Annotated in this window: 19 protein-coding genes and 2 pseudogenes; 13 read left to right on the top strand and 8 right to left on the bottom strand. The window is 53.7% G+C overall.

The window, feature by feature from the left end:
* Nucleotides 1–58 precede the first annotated feature (58 nt).
* Nucleotides 59–262, bottom strand: a complete 204-nt coding sequence (locus tag M2416_RS09485) for a hypothetical protein (RefSeq protein WP_259223509.1) — start codon at nt 260–262, stop codon at nt 59–61.
* An 84-nt stretch (nt 263–346) separates the two neighbouring features.
* Between M2416_RS09485 and M2416_RS09480 the strand changes: the two genes are divergently transcribed.
* The 8 genes and pseudogenes from M2416_RS09480 to M2416_RS09445 form a co-directional block, all read left to right on the top strand.
* Nucleotides 347–1042 (top strand): oligogalacturonate-specific porin KdgM family protein, encoded by a 696-nt coding sequence (locus tag M2416_RS09480; protein ID WP_259223508.1) that lies wholly within the window; start codon nt 347–349, stop codon nt 1040–1042.
* An 18-nt stretch (nt 1043–1060) separates the two neighbouring features.
* Complete coding sequence (locus M2416_RS09475) at nt 1061–2353, top strand: histidine-type phosphatase (protein ID WP_259223507.1); 1293 nt, start codon at nt 1061–1063, stop codon at nt 2351–2353.
* 218 nt (nt 2354–2571) lie between these two features.
* Nucleotides 2572–4392 carry an ABC transporter permease gene (locus M2416_RS09470; RefSeq protein ID WP_259223506.1) on the top strand — a complete coding sequence of 607 codons (1821 nt, stop codon included), beginning with the start codon at nt 2572–2574 and terminating at the stop codon, nt 4390–4392.
* Nucleotide 4393: 1 nt separating this feature from the next.
* A complete protein-coding gene (locus tag M2416_RS09465; protein ID WP_076947479.1) occupies nt 4394–5473 on the top strand; it encodes an ABC transporter ATP-binding protein in 1080 nt (359 codons plus the stop codon).
* Between the two features lie 27 nt (nt 5474–5500).
* Nucleotides 5501–6604 carry an ABC transporter substrate-binding protein gene (locus M2416_RS09460; protein WP_259223504.1) on the top strand — a complete coding sequence of 368 codons (1104 nt, stop codon included), beginning with the start codon at nt 5501–5503 and terminating at the stop codon, nt 6602–6604.
* 54 nt (nt 6605–6658) lie between these two features.
* Entirely contained in the window at nt 6659–8098 is a 1440-nt protein-coding gene (locus M2416_RS09455) for an inositol monophosphatase family protein (protein WP_259223503.1), read from the top strand.
* Nucleotides 8088–9101 (top strand): LacI family DNA-binding transcriptional regulator, encoded by a 1014-nt coding sequence (locus tag M2416_RS09450; protein WP_259223501.1) that lies wholly within the window; start codon nt 8088–8090, stop codon nt 9099–9101. Before M2416_RS09455 ends, M2416_RS09450 begins: the two co-directional genes overlap by 11 nt.
* Nucleotides 9102–9450: 349 nt before the next feature.
* Nucleotides 9451–9639: pseudogene (locus tag M2416_RS09445) on the top strand (helix-turn-helix domain-containing protein); the annotation flags it as partial.
* Between the two features lie 147 nt (nt 9640–9786).
* Here M2416_RS09445 and M2416_RS09440 read toward each other — a convergent pair.
* Nucleotides 9787–10383 carry a DUF1989 domain-containing protein gene (locus tag M2416_RS09440; RefSeq protein ID WP_076947475.1) on the bottom strand — a complete coding sequence of 199 codons (597 nt, stop codon included), beginning with the start codon at nt 10381–10383 and terminating at the stop codon, nt 9787–9789.
* A gap of 165 nt (nt 10384–10548) precedes the next feature.
* Here M2416_RS09440 and M2416_RS09435 point away from each other — a divergent pair.
* Nucleotides 10549–11537: pseudogene (locus tag M2416_RS09435) on the top strand (MFS transporter); the annotation flags it as partial.
* A gap of 133 nt (nt 11538–11670) precedes the next feature.
* Here M2416_RS09435 and gcvA read toward each other — a convergent pair.
* Complete coding sequence (gene gcvA, locus M2416_RS09430; RefSeq protein ID WP_259223499.1) at nt 11671–12579, bottom strand: transcriptional regulator GcvA; 909 nt, start codon at nt 12577–12579, stop codon at nt 11671–11673.
* A gap of 111 nt (nt 12580–12690) precedes the next feature.
* On the opposite strand from gcvA, the gene M2416_RS09425 reads away from it, so the two are divergent.
* Nucleotides 12691–13017 (top strand): gamma-glutamylcyclotransferase family protein, encoded by a 327-nt coding sequence (locus M2416_RS09425; RefSeq protein ID WP_259223498.1) that lies wholly within the window; start codon nt 12691–12693, stop codon nt 13015–13017.
* A 329-nt stretch (nt 13018–13346) separates the two neighbouring features.
* On the opposite strand, the gene M2416_RS09420 is transcribed toward M2416_RS09425, so the two are convergent.
* Both M2416_RS09420 and M2416_RS09415 read right to left on the bottom strand, forming a co-directional pair.
* Nucleotides 13347–14738 (bottom strand): M24 family metallopeptidase, encoded by a 1392-nt coding sequence (locus tag M2416_RS09420; RefSeq protein ID WP_259223496.1) that lies wholly within the window; start codon nt 14736–14738, stop codon nt 13347–13349.
* A gap of 14 nt (nt 14739–14752) precedes the next feature.
* Entirely contained in the window at nt 14753–15514 is a 762-nt protein-coding gene (locus M2416_RS09415) for a DeoR/GlpR family DNA-binding transcription regulator (RefSeq protein ID WP_259223494.1), read from the bottom strand.
* 248 nt (nt 15515–15762) lie between these two features.
* Between M2416_RS09415 and M2416_RS09410 the strand changes: the two genes are divergently transcribed.
* Nucleotides 15763–15978 carry a DUF6500 family protein gene (locus tag M2416_RS09410; RefSeq protein ID WP_076947465.1) on the top strand — a complete coding sequence of 72 codons (216 nt, stop codon included), beginning with the start codon at nt 15763–15765 and terminating at the stop codon, nt 15976–15978.
* Between the two features lie 50 nt (nt 15979–16028).
* Here M2416_RS09410 and M2416_RS09405 read toward each other — a convergent pair whose 3' ends face one another.
* Entirely contained in the window at nt 16029–16577 is a 549-nt protein-coding gene (locus M2416_RS09405; RefSeq protein WP_076947464.1) for a GNAT family N-acetyltransferase, read from the bottom strand.
* 254 nt (nt 16578–16831) lie between these two features.
* On the opposite strand from M2416_RS09405, the gene M2416_RS09400 reads away from it, so the two are divergent.
* Nucleotides 16832–17065: a DUF6434 domain-containing protein gene (locus tag M2416_RS09400; protein WP_076947463.1), complete on the top strand. Its 234-nt coding sequence runs from the start codon at nt 16832–16834 to the stop codon at nt 17063–17065.
* A gap of 36 nt (nt 17066–17101) precedes the next feature.
* Here the strand turns inward: M2416_RS09400 and M2416_RS09395 are convergent, their stop codons facing one another.
* A complete protein-coding gene (locus M2416_RS09395; protein WP_310504012.1) occupies nt 17102–18061 on the bottom strand; it encodes a GlxA family transcriptional regulator in 960 nt (319 codons plus the stop codon).
* 118 nt (nt 18062–18179) lie between these two features.
* Between M2416_RS09395 and M2416_RS09390 the strand changes: the two genes are divergently transcribed.
* Nucleotides 18180–18821: an HD domain-containing protein gene (locus tag M2416_RS09390; RefSeq protein WP_076947461.1), complete on the top strand. Its 642-nt coding sequence runs from the start codon at nt 18180–18182 to the stop codon at nt 18819–18821.
* Between the two features lie 27 nt (nt 18822–18848).
* On the opposite strand, the gene M2416_RS09385 is transcribed toward M2416_RS09390, so the two are convergent.
* A complete protein-coding gene (locus tag M2416_RS09385) occupies nt 18849–19751 on the bottom strand; it encodes a LysR family transcriptional regulator (RefSeq protein WP_259223488.1) in 903 nt (300 codons plus the stop codon).
* Between the last annotated feature and the right edge of the window lie 79 nt (nt 19752–19830).

Raw genomic sequence — 19830 nt, 5'->3', positions numbered from 1 at the left:
TACCCACCTCACAAGCACCAGACGACCAGGTTAAGGGCATTTATCACATGGGCTTTGGCTAATCGGTCTGCCACAGGGGAAGAAAAATGGGGCGATGCCCCACTTTTTTTGCCAATTTTTCGTCTGTCACAATCTTCTGCTGCTCTGATGATGGTTGATGGTGTGCAATATATTTCACCGTACGCAAATACCTTGCAAATATCATCATCTGTTTTTTTGCCTGACAAATACCAAAAGCATTTATAAAAATAATTACTGACACAAAAGTTGATTAAAACTGAAATTTAAATGAAACATACCCTCCGTAAATTTCGGGCTTCCCTGGTTAACTAAAAAAAGAAATACCATGTTTAATAAACTTATATTACCTGTTATGGCAGGCGCGGGATTCATTTTGACATCACACTCCGCGCTTGCCCTGGAGTTAAACTACGAACATAAATACGAGGATATTTCCAAAGAGCACACGGACGAACTTGAAATATCTCATGATTTCGAATCAGGTATCGGAATTGGCACCAAGCTTAAATTTCACCCTATTGAGAAGGCTAACGGCGACGCGGGTAATTTCTTCGACAAAAGAAAGCTTAGCGAAAAAGAATTCAAAATTAACTATAACCAGGACATTACCGATCGGTTTAGCATTGAACCGGGCATGTCTTTCACCATTAAAGATGATGAGGAAAAATACAAACCTTCGATTAAATTTAAGCATCGCCTGTTTGATAAAACAAAACTGTCTCTTCGCTACCGTAAGGAAATAAGCGATCGGGATGAGAAACCAACCAAGCGCGTTGACCGTGTTGAAGGCAAAATATCGCAAAAAATTGGCAAGTTCGATCTGGGCTATACGCTCACCTGGTATCATGGCAATGAGAATTTATATAATAAAAAACGCTATAATACCGAGCATGAAGTCGAAGTTAGCTATCAGCTTACCAAACATTTCTCACCCTATATTGGGGTTAAAAACGAGGCTGTATCGAAAAGTTCATCCGAACGCCAGACAGAATATATCGTCGGCATGAACTACAAATTTTAATCATCTCCAGGAGCTAAAATGAAAAAATTACTGACCTTGAATCTGCTGCTGGCGAGCATAACTCTCAGCCTGATTCCCGCCTCCCACGCCGCATCACCGGATAGCGCTCGCTACACGCTGGAAAAGGTGGTGATGCTTAGCCGTCACGGCGTTCGCCCGCAAACGGATACCGCCAGCCTGGAGGAAGCCACAGGGAAAAAATGGCCCGAATGGAACGTACCTGACGGCTTTTTAACCGGCCATGGCTATGCGGGAATGTTGACGCAGGGCGCTTACCAGCTGGCTGAATGGCAATCTCGCGGCCTGCCGGTCGGCGCTGGTTCGGCCTGCCCGGAATCGGGAAAAGTATGGCTCTGGGCGGCACCGGATCAGCGAACTAAAGCAACCGGAGCGGCGCTGCTTGACGGGATGTTCCCCGGCTGCGGAATGGTCACTCACGTCTCGGCGAATAAGTTCGACCCATTATTTGATACCATTGAAATGGGCATCGCCAAACCGAATGAGCAGCTCATCTATCAGCAGGTAAGAGAAAGAACCGGCTCTTCGCAGCAGGCGCAAAAAACGCACGCACAAGCGGTGGCGGATTTACGCCGCGCGGTGTGCGCTGAAGACGGTAAAAGCTGCGAATTTTTGGATCAAGAGTGGGTCGTTAAAATAAATGACAAAGGCAAAGCGAAATTAAGCGGCCCGGTATCAAAAGGCTCTTCGATTGGCGAAACTATTCGTCTGCAATATAGCGAAAACCTGCCGTTATCTCAGGTGGCATTCGGGCATGCGAAAAATGCGCAAGAGGTGAGTAATTTAATGGCCCTGCATGCGGAAAAATACAATCTGGTCAGCAACACCCCAGAATATGCCAGCCACGGCGGCTCGCTGTTAATGCGCCAGCTAATTGGAGCTTTGGCTGATAATAGCGAAGGTTCAAAAAGTATCGAACTGAAAAGCCCGCTGGTTATTTTGGTCGGCCATGACAGCAATATCTCACAAATTCAAACCATGCTTGGATTTAACTGGCAGCTACCGGTTTATCCGCGCAATGATATTCCGCCAGGCGGCAGTCTGATTATGGAACGTTATCTTGATAAACTGACCGGCGAAAAAATGGTGCACCTGACCTTTAGCGCCAGAACATTAGATCAGTGGCGTCAACTTTCACCCTTGAACGCGCAGAACCCGCTGCCGACAGCTGAGTTTAAATCCTCTGAATGCCATGAAACCGCTATTGGTGAGCTGTGTCCGCTGAATAAATTCATCCAGCTGGCAGAGAAAAACCTGGTCGATGACGGCAAGGATTTAGCCGTATTCCGGTAACGCGCAATTCACCTGAAAAATGCACTCTCCCGCCTCTTACCGACAGTCGTAAATTCCGCTGATGGCACGGAAAAATGTCTGAAGTACTCAATCCCCCCGTCACGTTCGGGGGGATAAAATAAACGCGAAAATATTTGCACATAGGTGCAAGAAATTCGCAAAACTGTAACATTTCGCCGATATATTCCACTCAGTCTTTCACTGCAAGGGATAACCCCGTGGCTTACCAACCCGAAGCTCGCCGCCATACCGCATGGCCTCAACTCCGCCACAAACTGTCGATCGTCAGCCAGGAACCCGCCAATCTGCTGGCCGTACTGCTGCTGATTTTATTCAGTTGGATAATCCTGGCACCCGTTGTTTCCGTGCTGCTGAACGCGGTCCTGGTGCAAAGCGGCGATGAGGGCCGTACCGGGACAACGGAAGGCGCGCTGACCTCCTGGTACCTGCTGCGCACGCTGACTTCACGCATGTCCGATCTGCTGCTCTGGACCCCGCTGCTCAACACTCTGGCCATCGCCCTGACGACCGTGACCGGCGCGCTGGTCATCGGCATCGCGCTGGCATGGCTCATCAACCGTACCGATATCGCCGGCAGAAAAGGGTTCTCTACCCTGCTGATCGTGCCGTTTATGCTGCCCTCCTGGACCTTCGCGCTGGCGTGGAGCACCATTTTCAAAAACCACGCCATCGGGGGACAGCCGGGATGGCTGGAAGCGATGGGCGTGCAGACCCCGGACTGGATGGCCTATGGCTACTTCCCGATCGTCGTCATTATGATCCTCCACTACACGCCGCTGGTTATTCTGATCGTCGGCAACGCCCTAAAACGCATGGACAGCCAGATGGAAGAGTGCGCCCAGGTACTTGGCGCTTCACGTCACGTTATTGCCTTTAAAATTATTATCCCTCTGGTTCGTCCGGCGCTGCTCTCCGCCGCCCTGCTGATTTTCGCCGACTGCGTCGGCGAGTTCGCCCTGCCCTATATCCTCGGCCTGCCGGTGCATTTCGATACGCTGTCCACCGGACTGTACCGGGCGATTGGCACCCGCCAATCCGGCGTGGCGGCGGTGATCGCCACGGTGATTATGCTGATGGGGATGCTGACCCTGATGCTGGATATGAAAATGCTGCGCGAGGCCCGTCGTTTCGTTACGGTGGGCGGCAAGGGCACCATGGAGCGCCGCCGCAGCCTGGGACACTGGCGCATCGCCGCTGCCGGGCTACCGCTGCTGTTCGTCCTGCTGGGCGTGGCGATTCCGCTTCTGACCCTGTTCCTGTCAACGATAATGACGCTGCCCGGCCGCTTTACCGCCGATAACTTCACCCTCGCCTACTGGATTGGTCATGACCTCGATACCGTGGCCCTGCGTAACGGCATTCTGCTTACGGCCGAGTTCTGGCAGACGGTATGGAATACATTGCTGATCGTCGGCTCGGCGTCCATCGTCTGCGGTATTCTCGGCCTGCTGGTTGGCTACGCGGTGATGCGCTGCCACTTCCGCTGGCTCTCTTCCTTCCTGCGCCAGCTGACTTTTTTGCCCTATCTTGTACCGGGCATCGCCTTTGCCGCCGCGTTTCTGTCGCTGTTTGCGGTCGCTCGCGGGCCGGTTCCGGCGCTGTACGGCACGCCGCTGCTGCTGGTACTGGCGCTGATTGCGGAAAAAATGCCGTACGCCAGCCGCTCCGGTATTGCCGCGATGACCCAGCTAGGTAAAGAAGCCGAGGAAGCCGCGCGCATTGCCGGCGCCGGATGGTTCACCCGTATCCGCCGCATCGTTATTCCTATTCAGGCCGCACCGCTGGCAACAGGAATACTGCTGCCGTTTATCTCAGGCATCAAGGGTGTCAGCCTGTTCGTCATCCTCGCGACTCCCGCAACGGATGTCCTGACCACCTGGTCCCTGCGCCTGATTGACTACAACTACCAGCAGGCGGCCAATGCCGTGGTGCTGATGATCGCCCTGATTTCATGGGCTGGCACATTGATGATCCAGAAGATCACCGGTACCGGTCTTGCTGAGGGTCTGGAGAAATAAAATGCCGACGATTCACTTAAATAATCTGACAAAAACCTATCCGGGCAGCGATACCCCGGCGGTAAATAGTATCAACCTGACGGTAAAAGACGGCGAGTTTATGTGCCTTCTGGGGCCATCCGGCTGCGGAAAAACCACGATCCTGCGCATGATTGCCGGCATTGAGCACGCCAGCGGCGGGGAGATTGCTATTGGCGATAAGATTGTTGACTCACTAGCCTACGGCATCTACGTCCCGCCGGAAAAACGCGGGATCGGCCTGGTCTTTCAGAGCTATGCGCTCTGGCCGCACATGACCGTGGAGCAGAACGTTGATTTTGGCCTGCGTTTGCAGAAAATTCCCGCCAAAGAGCGCATCGCCCGCTGTCAGGATGTGATGGAAAAATTGCGCATCGCCGATTACGCCAGGCGCTATCCGGCACAGCTCTCCGGCGGCCAGCAGCAGCGCGTCGCCCTCGCCCGCATGCTGGCGGTTAATCCCGGCGTGCTGCTGCTGGATGAACCGCTCTCCAACCTGGACGCTGCGCTGCGCCTGGAGATGCGCGCCGAGCTGCGCCGTCTGCATGAAACCTTTGGCACCACCATTGTGTTTGTCAGCCACGATCAGTGGGAAGCCATGACCCTGGCGACCACCATTGCGGTGATGAGCGCCGGACATATGCAGCAGGTCGGTACGCCGGATGAGATTTACGCGACCCCGGCGAACCGCTTTGTGGCCGAGTTTATCGGGACGCCACGCCTGAATATGATCCCGCTCCATCAGCCATCCAGCGGGCTGGCGCAGCATCTACAGCAGCGCTTCACCCTCCATGAACAAACCCGGCACTGCGGCATTCGTCCGGAAGAGATCGTTCTCAGCCAGGAACCCGATAACAACGGTATCCCGATGACCATCGATAACATTATGCCTACCGGCGGAAGCTGGGTGATTGAACTGATTGCCGGACAGGATCGTCTGTTCCACTCCACGCAGCTGCGCCCGCGCTGGCAGGTTAGCCAGCAGGTTCACTGCCAGCTCCCGACCGCCTCCCTGCACTTCTTTAATAGCAACGGGCTGCGTCACGATTTCTCCATGAATTAACCGCATACTGACTTTTGAGGAACTACCATGAAGCATAATCTGGCCGCCGTTTCGATTGCCGCCGCGCTAGTAAGCAGCCCCCTCGCCCAGGCCGACACCTTCGATCTGCAGGCGCTGATCGCCGCAGCAAAGCAGGAGCAGCCGATGACGGTTTACGCCTCCACCGGTAAGATCGTGCAGCAGGCGAAGGCCTTCAGCGAAAAATATGGGCTAAAGGCCAGCGGCGTAAAAGCCGATGCCCCGCAGATTATTGAAATTATGAGCCGGGAGGCGCAGGCCAAAAACGTGCGGACCGACGTTGCCATCATTGAGGATGCCCCTGCGGGAATGGTTCAGTTGCTGAATAAAGGCTATGTGCAAAGCTGGGTACCGGACGATCTCAAGGGCAGCATTGCCGCCCGCAACCAAAACCCGCTGACCGTCGTGTTAGCCCCCAACGTGTTCGCCTATAACACCGAACATCACGCCACCTGCCCGATTACCAACCTCTGGCAGCTGACGGAACCTAAATGGCGCGGACGCGTAGCAATGCAGGACCCGACGGGCAAACCGGCTTACACCGACTGGTTCAGCCAGATGGAAACCCACTACGACCAGCAGATTCGTGACGCCTATCAGCAGGAGTTCGGCAAGCCGCTACAAACCGATGAAAAATCTGCCACGGCAGCCTTTGTCAAAGCGCTGGCGGGCAACGGTGTACTGCTGACTCATTCAGATAACGACGCTGCTTCCGCCATCGGCGCGCCAGACAGTAAAACCGACTTTGTCGGCCTGGTGTCCACAGCCAAATTCCGCGACAACAAGCAGGGCACGAAGCTGGGCCTGTGTAATGGACTGAAACCGTTTATCGGCTGGAATTACCCGAGCCTCGGCGTGGTTGCCACCGGCAGCAAAAGCCCGAATAGCGCGAAGCTGTTTATCCACTATCTGTTGAGCGCCGACGGGATCGCGCCGCAGGGCGTAGACGGCAAAATGTCCACCAACCAGCAGGTAAAACTGCCGGCCGATGAGGCATCCGGCATTGAAAAATATCGCGGCGAACTAATGGTGTACCTGACCACCACGGTACAAGAAGACTGGGATAGCCGCCAGGACTGGCAGGATCTCTGGAGCCTGAACTACAAGAAATAGGTTCAGACAACCTAACCGGGCAACACCTCATTCATTTATAACGGGCAGCACACCTTGACCACTATTGATATTGAACAGCGCGCAGCGACTCTCAAACGTATTATCGTCGAAGCCGGAGATACCGCCCTGCGCTTCTTCCAGACCCGCAAAGCGGGCGAATATGAACTGAAGGGTCATCAGGATATCCTGACCGAGGCGGACACCTTCGTTGAAGCACTGATTTCAGATGAGATTAATGAAGCCTTCCCTCACGATTTGATCCTCGGCGAAGAGACCGCCAGCCAGCCCGCCAGCGCGGAGAGTTTGTGGGTAGTCGATCCGATCGACGGCACCGCCAACTTTGCCCGCGGTATTGCCCATTTTTGCGTCTGCATCGCCTGGGTTCACCACGGCATCACCGAGCTGGGCGCTATTTATAACCCGGTAAGCCAGGAGCTCTACCTGGCTCGCCGCGGCCATTACGCGTTGAAAAACGGCCAGCCGCTGCGCTGTAACGCCATTACCGACGCGCAGCAGGCTTGCGTGGAGCTGGGCTGGTCTTCTCGCCACGGCCAGCGCCACTACCTGGACGTCATGGCTGCGATTCTTAATCTTGGTGCCAGCGTGCGCCGCGGCGGTTCCGGCGCGCTGGCGCTGGCCTGGGTAGCCGAAGGCCGCACCGACGGCTACGCCGAAATTCATATGAACGCCTGGGACTGCCTGGCCGGGCTGCTGCTGGTGCGCGAAGCAGGCGGCCAGACCGGCAACCTTCCCGATAACGCCGAGGCCATTTTCCGCGGTATTCCCGTGCTGGCCGCCGCGCCAGGCATTGCTGACAAACTGTCCCATGCGACGGGCATTCCGCTCGCCGGCGCGCCGCTGCCTGCGGCGGCCGAAAAGTCGCCGCAGGCGCGCTATCCGCGTCCGCCAGTCAGCCTGATCGCGGAAGATTTTCCCGGCTGGGGGATGAATATCTATATAGGTGATTCCAAAGGCGTGAGCGACACGGCGCAGCTGGCAGAGCATGATATCGGCATCGTCCTTAACTGTGCGGTAAACCTCGATATCGACTGGGTCACGATGCCTGAACCCGGCGTGGCGGCGCACCAGCTCGCCCACGGTTCGGGCCCGGTTCGCTACTATAAGCTCGGGCTTGTCGACGGCGACGGCAACGCGCCGGAGATGCTCCACGCGGGGTATCAGCTAATGCGTTCGGCGCTGCTACAGCAGATCCCGGACAAGGCCTCTTATCGCAACCGTAAACGGGGCAATATTCTCGTCAACTGTCGCGGCGGCCGCAGCCGCTCGGTGGCGCTGGTGGCGCTATTTATGCACCTGGAGTGCCCGCAACGTTTCCCCACTCTCGACGACGCTATCGCCCTGATCCGCGATAAGCGCCAGCTCCATCCGCAAGAGTGGTATGAAACGCCGAAGCCGTCGCTAACCCGCCTGGCCGAGTATGCCATTATACGTGAACGAGCCATCGCCACAGCGGAACAGCACCATGAGCAATAGCCGCCAAAGTAAAAATTCTGGTTTCGCCAGCGCCACCGAGGTGGCGTGCCTGGCGGGCGTCTCCCGGTCAGCGGTGTCGCGCACGTTTACGCCCGGCAGAAGCGTGTCAGACGAAACCCGGAGCAAGGTGCTCGCGGCCGCAGAGGCGCTGAACTATCACGTCAATCACCTGGCGCGCGGCCTCTCCAAGGAGGCCAGCCGCCCGGTTTGTATTCTCGGCGGCAACCTTTCCTCCCCTTATCAATCGCGTCTGCTCGAACATCTGACCCTGCGCCTGCACAAAGCCGGGCGCGCGGTGATGGTGATCAACACCGATGACGGTGAAGCCAGCGCAAAAGAGGCGTTGCAGAAAACGCTGAACTATCGTTCTACCGCGACTATCGTGCTGTCGGGCAAGCCGCCCGTCTCGCTGATTGAGCGCTGCCTGCAAAGCGGGCAGCAGGTGATTCTGATCAACCGCCTGGGCCAGTTTCCTCATGCGGAAAATATCGATCTCGATTACAGCTCAATTATGAAGGAAGCTTTTAATCATCTGATAACGGCGGGATGTCAGCGCCTGGCGATTGTCTCCTCCGCCGCCCGTTCGCCGAGTATGGTGGTCCGTGAAACCCGCTTTCTTGAGGCTGCCGAAGAGGCCGGTAGCGAGGTGACGTTAATCCGCCCCGGCAATACCAGCTACCAGACGGGAGTCCTCGCCGCGCGTGAACTGTTAAACCAGGAAAACCGCCCCGACGGCATATTCTGCGTCACCGACCTTATTGCCTGCGGCTTTATTGACGCTGCTCGCCACGAGTTTGGTCTGAATATTCCGCAAGATATCTGCGTTATCGGCTTCGATGATATCGAGCAGGCCAGCTGGCTGGGCTATCAGCTCACCACCTTCGCACAGCCGCTGGCCGAGATGGCGGAAGCCGCCTGTGAACGGCTGCTCTCTCCCTGCGGGAAAAAACCGGGGAGCCAGCTTTTTGATGCGCGCCTGGTGAGACGTAATACGCTGCGCTAGCGCCGTCAGCTTGCTGATAAAGCCCCTCCGGCTTCGTCTGCTGACGATCATCGACCTCTACACGCGTGAGTGTCTGGCGATCTGTGGACCAGAACTGAATTGCCCCCCGGTAGTATTTTTTTCAACTACCGGTCAACTTCCCGCGTCCCGACTCCTTCCTGAAAATCGCCATCCTCCACATAAAGTGGTGAAATCAATAAAATGTGGTTTCAGGATGCTCGCTCATGAACCATCGCATAACCTCTGCTGATAGCGGACCTGACAGCCTGAATTTTTAGACTGACAAAATCATTAATTTCAGCCCAATTTATGTGATGGCATAATCAGACTGGCAAAAGTGAGGGTAAAAATGGATAAAACATCTAAAAATCAGATAGTAGATAGCGACATTGCGCGTTTATTGCTTAAACACAGAAAGGCCCGCAGCTTGACGGTAACGGAGCTTGCCCAACGATCGGGCGTCAGTCAGGCCATGATTAGCAAAGTTGAGCGAGGCGCCTCCAGCCCCAGCGCAACTATTCTTAGTCGTTTAGCCAACCCTGCATTTAAAAAGAGAGCACCGGCAAATAGAAAATAAGGAATTAATTCCACAGTTGACCTCGAATGATTGCGCCTCTAAGGCTACTTGCATTCTAACTGCATAGTATAAAAGCAGGTACATGCTCTGTAATGAACTATCTGGAGCTCAATCGACAATAATCTGGATGCCAGTACAATGGCCCCCGTTGGTCGGATGGAAGTCAACAGCACAGGCTGTAACCACGACATATAGATCAGTTTCTGCCAGCAATATCACATTCCCTCCCGGGGGATTGTCAGAAGCCAGTACCTCAAGTTTACCATTTGCCTGCGGTTCAGAACGCTGGAAAAAATTAACCGGGTCCGGGACGACAGGAAGCGCAATGTCCGCCTTTTGAAGTGCTGAAAGCATGTTGTCGTGACAGTTGGGATGATCGAGGAGGCCAGCACGTTCGTACAGACCAGGGTTACACGCTGGAAAAAGCATATCGTGCGGGCACGGTGAATTATCCTGCACAAAGGTAAGAAAGGGTCTGCCTTTCTCGCTATAAAAAGATTCCCCGGTGGCGGGAAATAATCGCTCCGTTATGTCTCGTGTCTGTGATGTGCTGAGCCAGTCTTTTTCTCCAGCATCGACAGAAATGGCCCACAAGTCAGCAACCTGCTGACCTTCTGGATCAATAACACGAAACGTTTGGCCCTTAGCAACCCAAAAGCCCCGACCTTCCTGTGCTGGAATATCAATCTTTAACTGCTCACTCATTTTCTAAGATCCATTCTGGTTATAAGCGTGAAAGATTAACAAAACTGATGTGGCATGCCTAATGAATGGTGAGGTAAAAAACCAGCCAGGCAAAAAAACGAATTTGCCTTCAAAACGTCCCCCTTGATCAAGGATAGCGTTGCATCGACCCGTTGAACTCACACCGCTTTACTGGCCGGTGCGATCCCCTCCGGTTTTCACGCAAGGCGCTGCTGATTGCGCTAATGCTGATTCTGGCGCTCTCCTGCCTGGCGGCGACGCAGTCACACACCATGCCGACGTTTATGACGGCACGGATGACAGGAGCAGTCGCACACGGCGCTTTCTGGGCATTAATTGGCACCGTGGCGATACAGCTGGTTCCGGCCGATAGACTGGGGCTTGCCACCTCAGTTATTTTTTCCGGCGTTTCAGCGGCCAGCGTACTGGGTGTTCCGCTATCGAGTTTTATTGCCAACCAGGCTGGATGGCGGCTGGCATTTACCGCGATAGCCCTGCTCTCATTGGCTACCGCCGTGGCGTTGCTCTGGACGCTGCCGGCGCTGGCGTCGCCGCAGCCGCTGAGGTTGAGGATTTACGTCGGGATTTTTAAAAATCCGCTGCTGCTTTCACTCTTCGGCGCCACGGCCTGCATTATTTCCGCCCACTTTGCCGCCTTCACATATCTTGAGCCCTTGCTGACTCAGACCCATGGGATAGCGACGGCAACCATTTCAGCTCTGCTGCTTATTTCAGGACTCGCCGGCCTACTGGGGAATATCATTGCCGGAAAACTTATCGATCGACATCTCAAGATACTGATTATGACGTCACTGCTGCTAAGCGCAGGCGCGCTGGGAATGCTGGGCATGAAGAGTGGATCATCGCTTCCGATCGGGTTCACCGGTACGCTGCTTGCAATCTGGGGAGCAGGAATGGCCATCGTGTTCGTTGGCTTACAAACCTGGCTGCTGCGTAGCGCGGGTAATACGGCGCAGCCCGCATCAGCCGTCTACGTCGCTATTTTCAATGCCGCAATCGGTACGGGCGCGCTTGTCGGAGGCCTGGTGTCGACGAGAGTTGGCCTTCAGACAATGGCGTTACTGGCAGCGGCGGTCATGGTCTGCAGTATGGCACTGATTGGGATGCTGAAAAGCCCGACAAGGCTGAGGTAATGCTGAAGCGACGCCACCCTTTTTAGAAGGGCAATAACCGACAAATAACAAATAAAGGAGCCTCCTGGCAGGCGTCATATTTGCCACAGGAGGTCCGCCGTGAGCCTGGAGCGGACTATTTTTAGATCGCCATTTAATCCCCCAGCAAGCTCATTTCTTCAGAGAGCCATTGCCTGAGCATTCGTATTTTCAATGAATCCTGATTATCTGAACGGTAAACTAAATCGTACCCCCGCTCAGCCTTAAGTCTGTGCTGCGGAAACGGAGCAACAAGCCTTCCCGCGGCTATATCATCTGCAATCAGAATACTGCGTCCCAGAGCCACGCCTTCCCCACGTAGAGCGGCGTCAGTCGCCATGCTGCCGAGGGTCCATAAGGGCCCCTGATGGCAGCGGAAATTTTTATCTCCGGCCATTGCAAACCATGCCTCCCAGTTCGCCAGTATTCTGTACTCATGAAGAAGAACGCAGTTTGAAAGCGCCTTAATCTCTGTCAGACCATTATGTTGCGCAAGAAAACCTGGACTACAGACAGGGGTGACGGTTTCATCGAAGATACGCTCAGACGAAACGTCGCGATAATGGCCAAGGCCGTAACGAATTGCAGCATCTACCTGCCCATCATTAAGATCCACATTAATGTCAGTAACATCCAGCTGAAGATCAAATTCAGGATATCGCTGTCTGAACCGGCTAAGACGCGGGGCCAACCACTTACTGGCAAATGAAACCGTTGTACTGATACGTAAACTCTTTGCCAGGCTCCTTCCGCGCAGATGCTCGGATTCCCTCATTAGCTCACTCAGAAGACGGATAACGGTACGATGAAATTCAGCCCCTTCCTCCGTCAGTATTATCTGTCGGGTGAGCCGGAGAAATAGTTTTAACCCCAGATGCTCTTCGAGCTTGCGGATTTGCCGACTTATCGCACCATGCGTTACGTGCAGCTCCGCCGCTGCCAGTGTCATGCTGGAGAGACGGGCTGTGGCTTCAAAAGCACGCAGAGTCTGCAATGGGGGGAGGCGATCAAATATCATACGCATGATAATAATTCACGCATGCTGTGAGAACAAATGATTTGTCAGGCCAGCGTCCGATAATCAAAATTTACGCCAGGAATGTTTTTCATTTCCATAACGAAAATCGGAGGAGTGATGGGCAGTTTGTTTGTTTACGGGACGCTCGGTCCAGGTCGACCTAATGCTCATATTCTTGAGCATATCGGCGGCACATGGCAGGAAGGCCACGTTGGTGGTTCTTTATCGGATAAAGGTTGGGGTGCAGAGATGGGTTATCCGGGAGTTGTATTGGATGATTCAGGTAATCGTGTACAAGGATTTCTTTTCACGTCGGAGAATTTGCCTAATCATTGGCACCTACTCGATGAGTTCGAAGGTTATGACTATGAGCGGGTAACGGTAGAGGTAACTATATTTTCCGGTGAGACAGTAAAATCATACATCTATATGCTCAAAGCATAAACAACAAGGCCCGCTGCGAGCGGGTTACACAAGGGCTAAGACATCCTGTACCAATCGCTCATTAGCGTACATGCACGATTCTCAGAGCCGTCAGCCTCAGGCTCTGTCTCACCGGCAGCGCGGCGAGACCGCCTCTGACGCAAAGCGCGGCAGCCTGACAATCGACCGGTATCTTCGTTCGGGGCACGCTGGACGAAAAAAAAACCGCAGAGATATGGCGGGCTGATTCAATTGTGCAAAATCCATTTAATGCAAACAACATCACAATAACCGGGCGTTATTATATGACTTCCATCACAAAAGTGCGCCTCCCCGTTTGGGGGGAGACGTTATTGAACAGCAAAAGCCTTATCTTTCGCCAGCAAGAACGGCCGCAGATACGCCACCGTATTCGCCAGCGGGATCACCTCATCCGCAATATTAATATGAAGCACATTACGGATATACTCGCGGCGAGCGGCGATACGTGCCCACAGTTCAGGATAAGACGCCTGGATTTTTTTCTGCAGCGCGGCATCGGCTAATGCCACGCTCTCTTCTGCGCTGACTCCGGTATAGCCCGCGACAGAGGGAATAATATCGATCTGCATAATCATTCCACTCTTCAGCGTTTCCTCTGAATGACGGTAGACGGGAGAGGACATCCACTCCTCATCAGCACTGAGGTGACCCGGATTGAGGTGCCAGCCGTATTTTTCTTTCGGCAGAACTGACTCAACCAGATCGTACAATTCGCCGCCAGGCATCCCTGTTTTGATGTTTTCCAGCCAGCTGACGACTGCCGCAAAATACGGTTTTGCCACACGATCCAGATAATCTTTCTGCTTTTCAGGGAGCTCGCTCTCGTCTGCTATCACGAAGCCGGTGCGGCTGGATAGCCCGCCTTTAAAGCCGGTGGTCAGTGAAAGAGGATTGCCGCGCTCCAATTTTTTATATGTCGGGTAGAAGTTCGCTTTTTCAAAACGTTGACCGGCGGCTGCAATGGTCACCACGGTCTGATACTGCCCTTCTGCGGCCAACAGCGCGCCGAGTTCAGTTTCACGAATACCCGGCTCTACCGCGTTCATGGCATCCAGAATAGCGTTGGAAGCCAGATTGGCGCCGTACTCATAGTGGGCAATTTCGTTGTCATTATTTGTGCTTCGGGCGCCTTTATCGCCGCGAATAAATAGATGGGCGGCATTTTCGAGAACCACGTTTGCAGCGGCGCTGTTTTTAACAGCCTCAACGATAAAGTAAGGCAGATCGAAATAGGCCTTATTATCGGCCAGAGTAGATGTGAACATTTTCCAGCCGACCAGGCCAACTTTAGACCGGGTGTGCAAGCCCGACTCAATGAACAGCGCTTCGAGCGACTTTTCATTATCCATTGGCTGATTAGGCAGAGAGAAATATGGACAATGTTTCAGGGTGACCGGAATACGGCAATAGTTAGCCATTTTCAGGTTCTCATTCCCCAGAATAATCGTTGCGCTACCTGATTTTTCGAGGATCAGCAGGCCCTCCTCAAACCGAGGAACAAACCCTGTCAGGTACTCAAAGTTACCCCCGTGCTCTTTATCCGCATAGATAACGAGCGCATCGAAACCTTCCTCATTCATTCTCGCCAGAACTTTATTTTTTCGTTCGAGCATAGTTGCGTCGCTTAAAAATACAGGCGAGACATCAGTGAATTTACGCGGGGGTTCGGCAGTTTGCAGCTGGATATCTTTAGAGTACATAATTTACCTCGCAATCAAGTAGCAGTCAGAATCAGTTCAACGTCGCTTTCCTGCAACGCCTGAATAAAACTGTCGTCAGGACGTATATCCGTAATAAGGCAATCAATCAGAGACAGGTCACACACCCTGAAAAAGCCTGTGGTATTAATTTTGCTGTTATCTGCCAGGGCTATGACCCTGCTTCCCTGCATGACCATCTGCCTTTTCACCAGGCCTTCTTCTTCGGTATGAATGAAAACGCCTTTTTCAGAAATGGCGAAAATTCCCAGCAAAACATAGTCAACGTGATATTCAGCTAATTTCTGAATGGTTTCACTGCCGAACAAAAAGAGCTGCTCTTTGTGCAGCTTCCCAGGCAAAAGCTTCACATCGGTTGTGGCGTTTTTAGCCAGTCGGTTGGCATTGGTTAAAGAGTTAGTTATTGCCAGGATGTGCTTATCAGCAAGTTGAGGGATAACGGCTTCGACCGTAGTTGACGCATCAAAGATGACGCTGGCGTTGTCCTGGATTAACTCCGCTGCTTTTTTAGCAATCTTTTCTTTAACCGGGTTAAGAGTTCCCGAGCGCTGGCTGTAATCAAAAATCAGGGCATCACGGCTGTTGATCACCGCCCCGCCATGAGTCCGCTTGATGACGTTGTCCTGTTCGAGCCTGATCAGGTCGCGCCTGATGGTGTCTTTAGACACTCCCGTTCGCGAGACAAGTGTTTCTATCGAGACACTTTTGTTCTCCTGAATGATTTTTTTAATTTTGTTTAAACGATCTTCAATGAACATCGCGACCTCCTCGATGCAAACAGACTGGCATGCCCTGCATTAGTTTGCAATATTTAGATCGAAATAGCATCATTTAATGCAAAACAATGCATTTCGATGCGGAAAATTTCTATTCAACTCTGTCATGACCTGAGTCCAGGCGCCGCGGCGACAGCCGGCGCTGGTTGAATACGGTGTCCGTATCGCCTGCCGCGTCGGCGGATGTTATTTTAAATAGTCTTAGGTCTGATGAGTAAAAAGGAGAGCACGTGCGGGCAGCAATGAAGGAAAAAATCATCACCACCTGTGAGGCAAAAATCGTGGCTAAGGGCAGTAACGTGGGGCTTTCGTTCTACGCCTTTTTTGCCAATAAAAATGATGACCCTGAGCTGCTGATGGAGGTTGCGCACTGGTGGATCATAGAGATGAAGCTGGACCATTTTGAAAAGGCAGAAAAGATAAAAGCCCTCGTTTTAGATACGTGACGAACGGTTCGGGCTGCTGCTCACGTGTATTAGCTTACGGCTGAGGCCGCTCAGCCTCGGCTCTGACGGTTCCATTCCTCTCTGGTTATTTCCCATAATTCGGAGTCCAGCTCCCCTTCTATATACTGTTTCTTACCGGTTTGAATCAGGCGCATCCCGGCATGCAGGGATATTTTTTTGGAGGCATCGTTTCCGCTGGCCTTCGGCGCTCGCAGGACCTCCCGGTTAAGAGAGTTAAACCAGAAATCCGTCACGATACGGCAGGCTTCGGTCATATAGCCCCGGCGTTGCCACTCCGGCACCAGCCAGAATCCGCGATTGTTGTCCTGCTCGTCCGAGAGGCATATATGCCCAATAATGACCGCCGGCTCTTCCTTGCGCCTGATTGTCCAGTACCAGGCCGTGCCTTTTTCTGAAGCCGGCAGCGCAATCTGGTTAACATAACGGCTGGCGCCATCCTGCGGAAAAGGCCACGGAAAGCCGGCGGCAAGATAACGAACAATCTCCCATTGCGGAAATACTTGCTGAATCTGGAGGGCATCTTCGGCCTGAAGCGGTTGAAGATAAAGACGTGAAGTTTCCAGCTTAGGCGTTTTCATATGTCATCCATAAACGAGTAAATAAGAGGCTCAACGATTAATAGCATGATGCCCATTATGGGGAAATTCTCATTCTCTTTTTGCGTTTCTCACCGATTCTTTGCGCAGCCATGCAGCATGCGCGTTAATTACCGCGGCGTCAGATATTCCTTAGAGGCCGTCTCTACGCGAGAAGCGGATATTCAATATTGCCGCCGGTTGGGTTAAGTTGTAGCACGGCGTCTTAGCGATGGCTAACCACGGGAGCGGGAAAGATGAAAATTGACTGGCATAGTGAGTTACTCACGCGTAATACCGTTATTGATAAAGAGTACAAGAATACGCAAAACGTCCGCCGTTTTATGCTCAGGGAGTGTGGGGAGGATTTTCGGTTTGACCGTGAATTCATGACATGGATCCGTAACGATGTCGCCAAAAGTTTGGGTGACGTTGTCGATGAGTGGAAGCGCAGGCAGCGACGCCAGAAAGAGAGCGCCCGCCTCCGCTGACTGATTTGCTGATCGCCGGTGCAGCGTGGCCGTTTTTTATTTGCCGGCGGCATAAATTTTTTGGTACATCGCCGGGCTCATTCCCGTCACTTTGACAAACGCCCTGCGCATGACGTCGCTGCTGCTGTATCCACACATTGCGGCCACCGATTTAATCGGTAGCCGTTCGCTAAGCAGCTCCCTCGCACGGGCTATTCTCGCCTGCTCCAGCCACTCGCCCGTACTCACGCCCATTTCCTGCTGAAATACCCGGTTCAGATGGCGAACGCTGAGGTTGATATGATTCGCCATCTCCGCGGCGGTACCTGTGGTATCCAGATTCGTCAGCACCCAGCGCTGCAAATCCTGCAGGGCCGCCCGGCCGGTGGTTGAAACCTGCTGTTTGCGCGTGAAATGCCCCTGTCCGCCGGGGCGACGGAAAAACATTACCAGGTTCGCCGCGACATCTCGCGCAGTTTCGCGCCCAACGTCTTCTTCAATAAATCTCAGGGCCAGATCCATACCCGAAGTGACACCGGCGGCCGTTCTCACCGGACCATCAGCAACGTACAGAGCATCGGCATTAACCTCTATTGCGGGATGACGTCTGGAGAGCTCTCCGGCGACGGACCAGTGGGTGGTGACCTGACGGTGATTGAGTAGCCCGGTTTGCGCCAGCAGTAGCGCGCCGGTACAGACTGAACCGTACCGACAGCTGAGCCGACAAAGCGCCGCTACCGCCTGGCGCTGGTGTTCAGAGAGTTCGCGTTCGGCCATCTCCGGCGATCCGGCGATAAGAAACGACATCGGCCCGCTGGCGGAGTAGTCGGCAAGCGCGCCGTTTGCGCGCAGGCTAACTCCGGAAGACGCGTGAATCGTCTCCCCATCAAGAGAGACAACAACCGACCGGTATATTTGCCGACGGAGGATGCGGTTAACCTCAGCGAAGGCGTCCAGCGGCCCTGCGACGTCAAGCAGCTGCACGCCGGGGACGGCCAGAATAACGATACTGTGCACTATTTTTTCTCCCCAGGTCCGGATTTAACCGAATGTCCTAAATTGTATGAATATTACCATTATAGCCATAAGCGGGATCTCTTAGAATGGTGGCGAAACATTCCACAGGAGATTAATCATGCAATTTACCGTCCAGGGTATTCGTATACCCGACACGCAGATGGCCCGTGATGCCACGGCATTCATCCGTGATACTGAATCGGATCTACTCTTCAACCACTCCAGCAGGGTCTACTACTGGGCGGCCCTGGCAGCCCGCAGGCGGGACGTAAAGGTCGATCATGAACTTTTATACGTGGGATGCATGTTCCACGACATCGGTTTAACGCATGAGCACTGCAGCTGTGATAAGCGCTTTGAGGTGGACGGCGCGAATGCGGCCCGCGAATTTATGCAAGGCTATGGGATCAAGCAGCAAGATATTGATAAAGTGTGGACCGCTATTGCCCTGCACACGACGCCCGGCATCCCGGAATTTATGGCCCCGGAAATTGCGCTTGTTACCGCCGGCGTGGAGATGGATGTTTTGGGCATCGGCTACGATACCTTCGAGGATCCGGAGAGAGCTGCCGTCGTTCACCAGCATCCGCGCCCTGACAACTTCAAGGAGGAGATTATCCAGGCCTTCTACGATGGCATCAAGCACCGCCCCGAAACGACGTTTGGCAACGTGAAGGCGGATGTCCTGAAGGACAAAGACCCCGGCTTTGCGCCGTTTGATTTCTGCCGCATCATTCGCCAGTCGCCCTGGAAAGGCTAATCCTCTTCCGGCGCTACCCGAGCAATATCAACGGTTGTCCGGGGTATTAAGAACCGCTTTGCTCCATTCATAGAACGCGCGCACCGCGGGAGGGAGGTAGCGGTTCTGCGGGTAGACCAGAAACAGGGGTAAATCGAAGGAGAGTGTGTTCAGGCAGGAGACCAGGGTTCCCTTTTTTAAATAGGGAGCCGCCAGATAGCTGGCCACTCTAATTAATCCCGCGCCCGCAAGACCGGCCTGTATATAGGCATCAGTATCATCAACGACCAGACTTTCCCGCAGGCGAACCGCCCGCTCTTCGCCCTCCAGCGTAAATAACCACTCCGTGGTGCGCCCGGTTCGGTGATTAAGGAACCCCACCGCCCGGTGGTTCTCCAGACAGTCCAGCGATTCAGGCTTTCCATGCGCGGCGATATAGTTCGGCGAGGCCACCACCGCCCATGTAAACCTGGCGAGCGGACGGGCAACCAGGGTCGTTGAGTCTTCGACCCTGCCCGCTCTGATCGCACAGTCATATCCTTCCTGAACCAGGTCCTCAATGCTATCGCTCGAGCAAAGGATCATCTCCAGCTCAGGGTAGCGGTCTAAAAATTCGTGCAGCCTGGGAATAAAGCTATGCCTTGCCAGGGACTGAGGCATCGCCACTTTAAAGCGCCCTCTCGGCTGGCCCGATCTCCCCGGGAAAGACGACTCCACGGTAGCGATATCGGCGAGGATCCTTTTGCACTCTTCGTAGTAGCGGCGTCCGTCGGCCGTGACGCTCAGCTTTCGCGTGGTTCGCTGTAAAAGCTGAAGTCCCAGATAGGTTTCCATCTCCTTGATGACGCGAGAAACGGTCGATCGCGGCAGGCCCAGCCCCTCCGCTGCCCTGGCGAAACTGTGCGTATCCACCACGTGGACGTAAACCTGCATGGCATCCAGCTTATCCATCATTTCACCCTCGCCCTGACATGCAACTATTCCATTTTTACTAACAGTTTAACCTGTATTCGTAGACTTATCGAATGAC

The organism is Klebsiella sp. BIGb0132 (assembly GCF_024810075.1).
GTDB classification, from domain to species: domain Bacteria; phylum Pseudomonadota; class Gammaproteobacteria; order Enterobacterales; family Enterobacteriaceae; genus Klebsiella; species Klebsiella terrigena.
The sequence above is the reverse complement of the archived record's forward strand: the minus strand, read 5'-3'. Positions and strand labels throughout refer to the sequence as shown.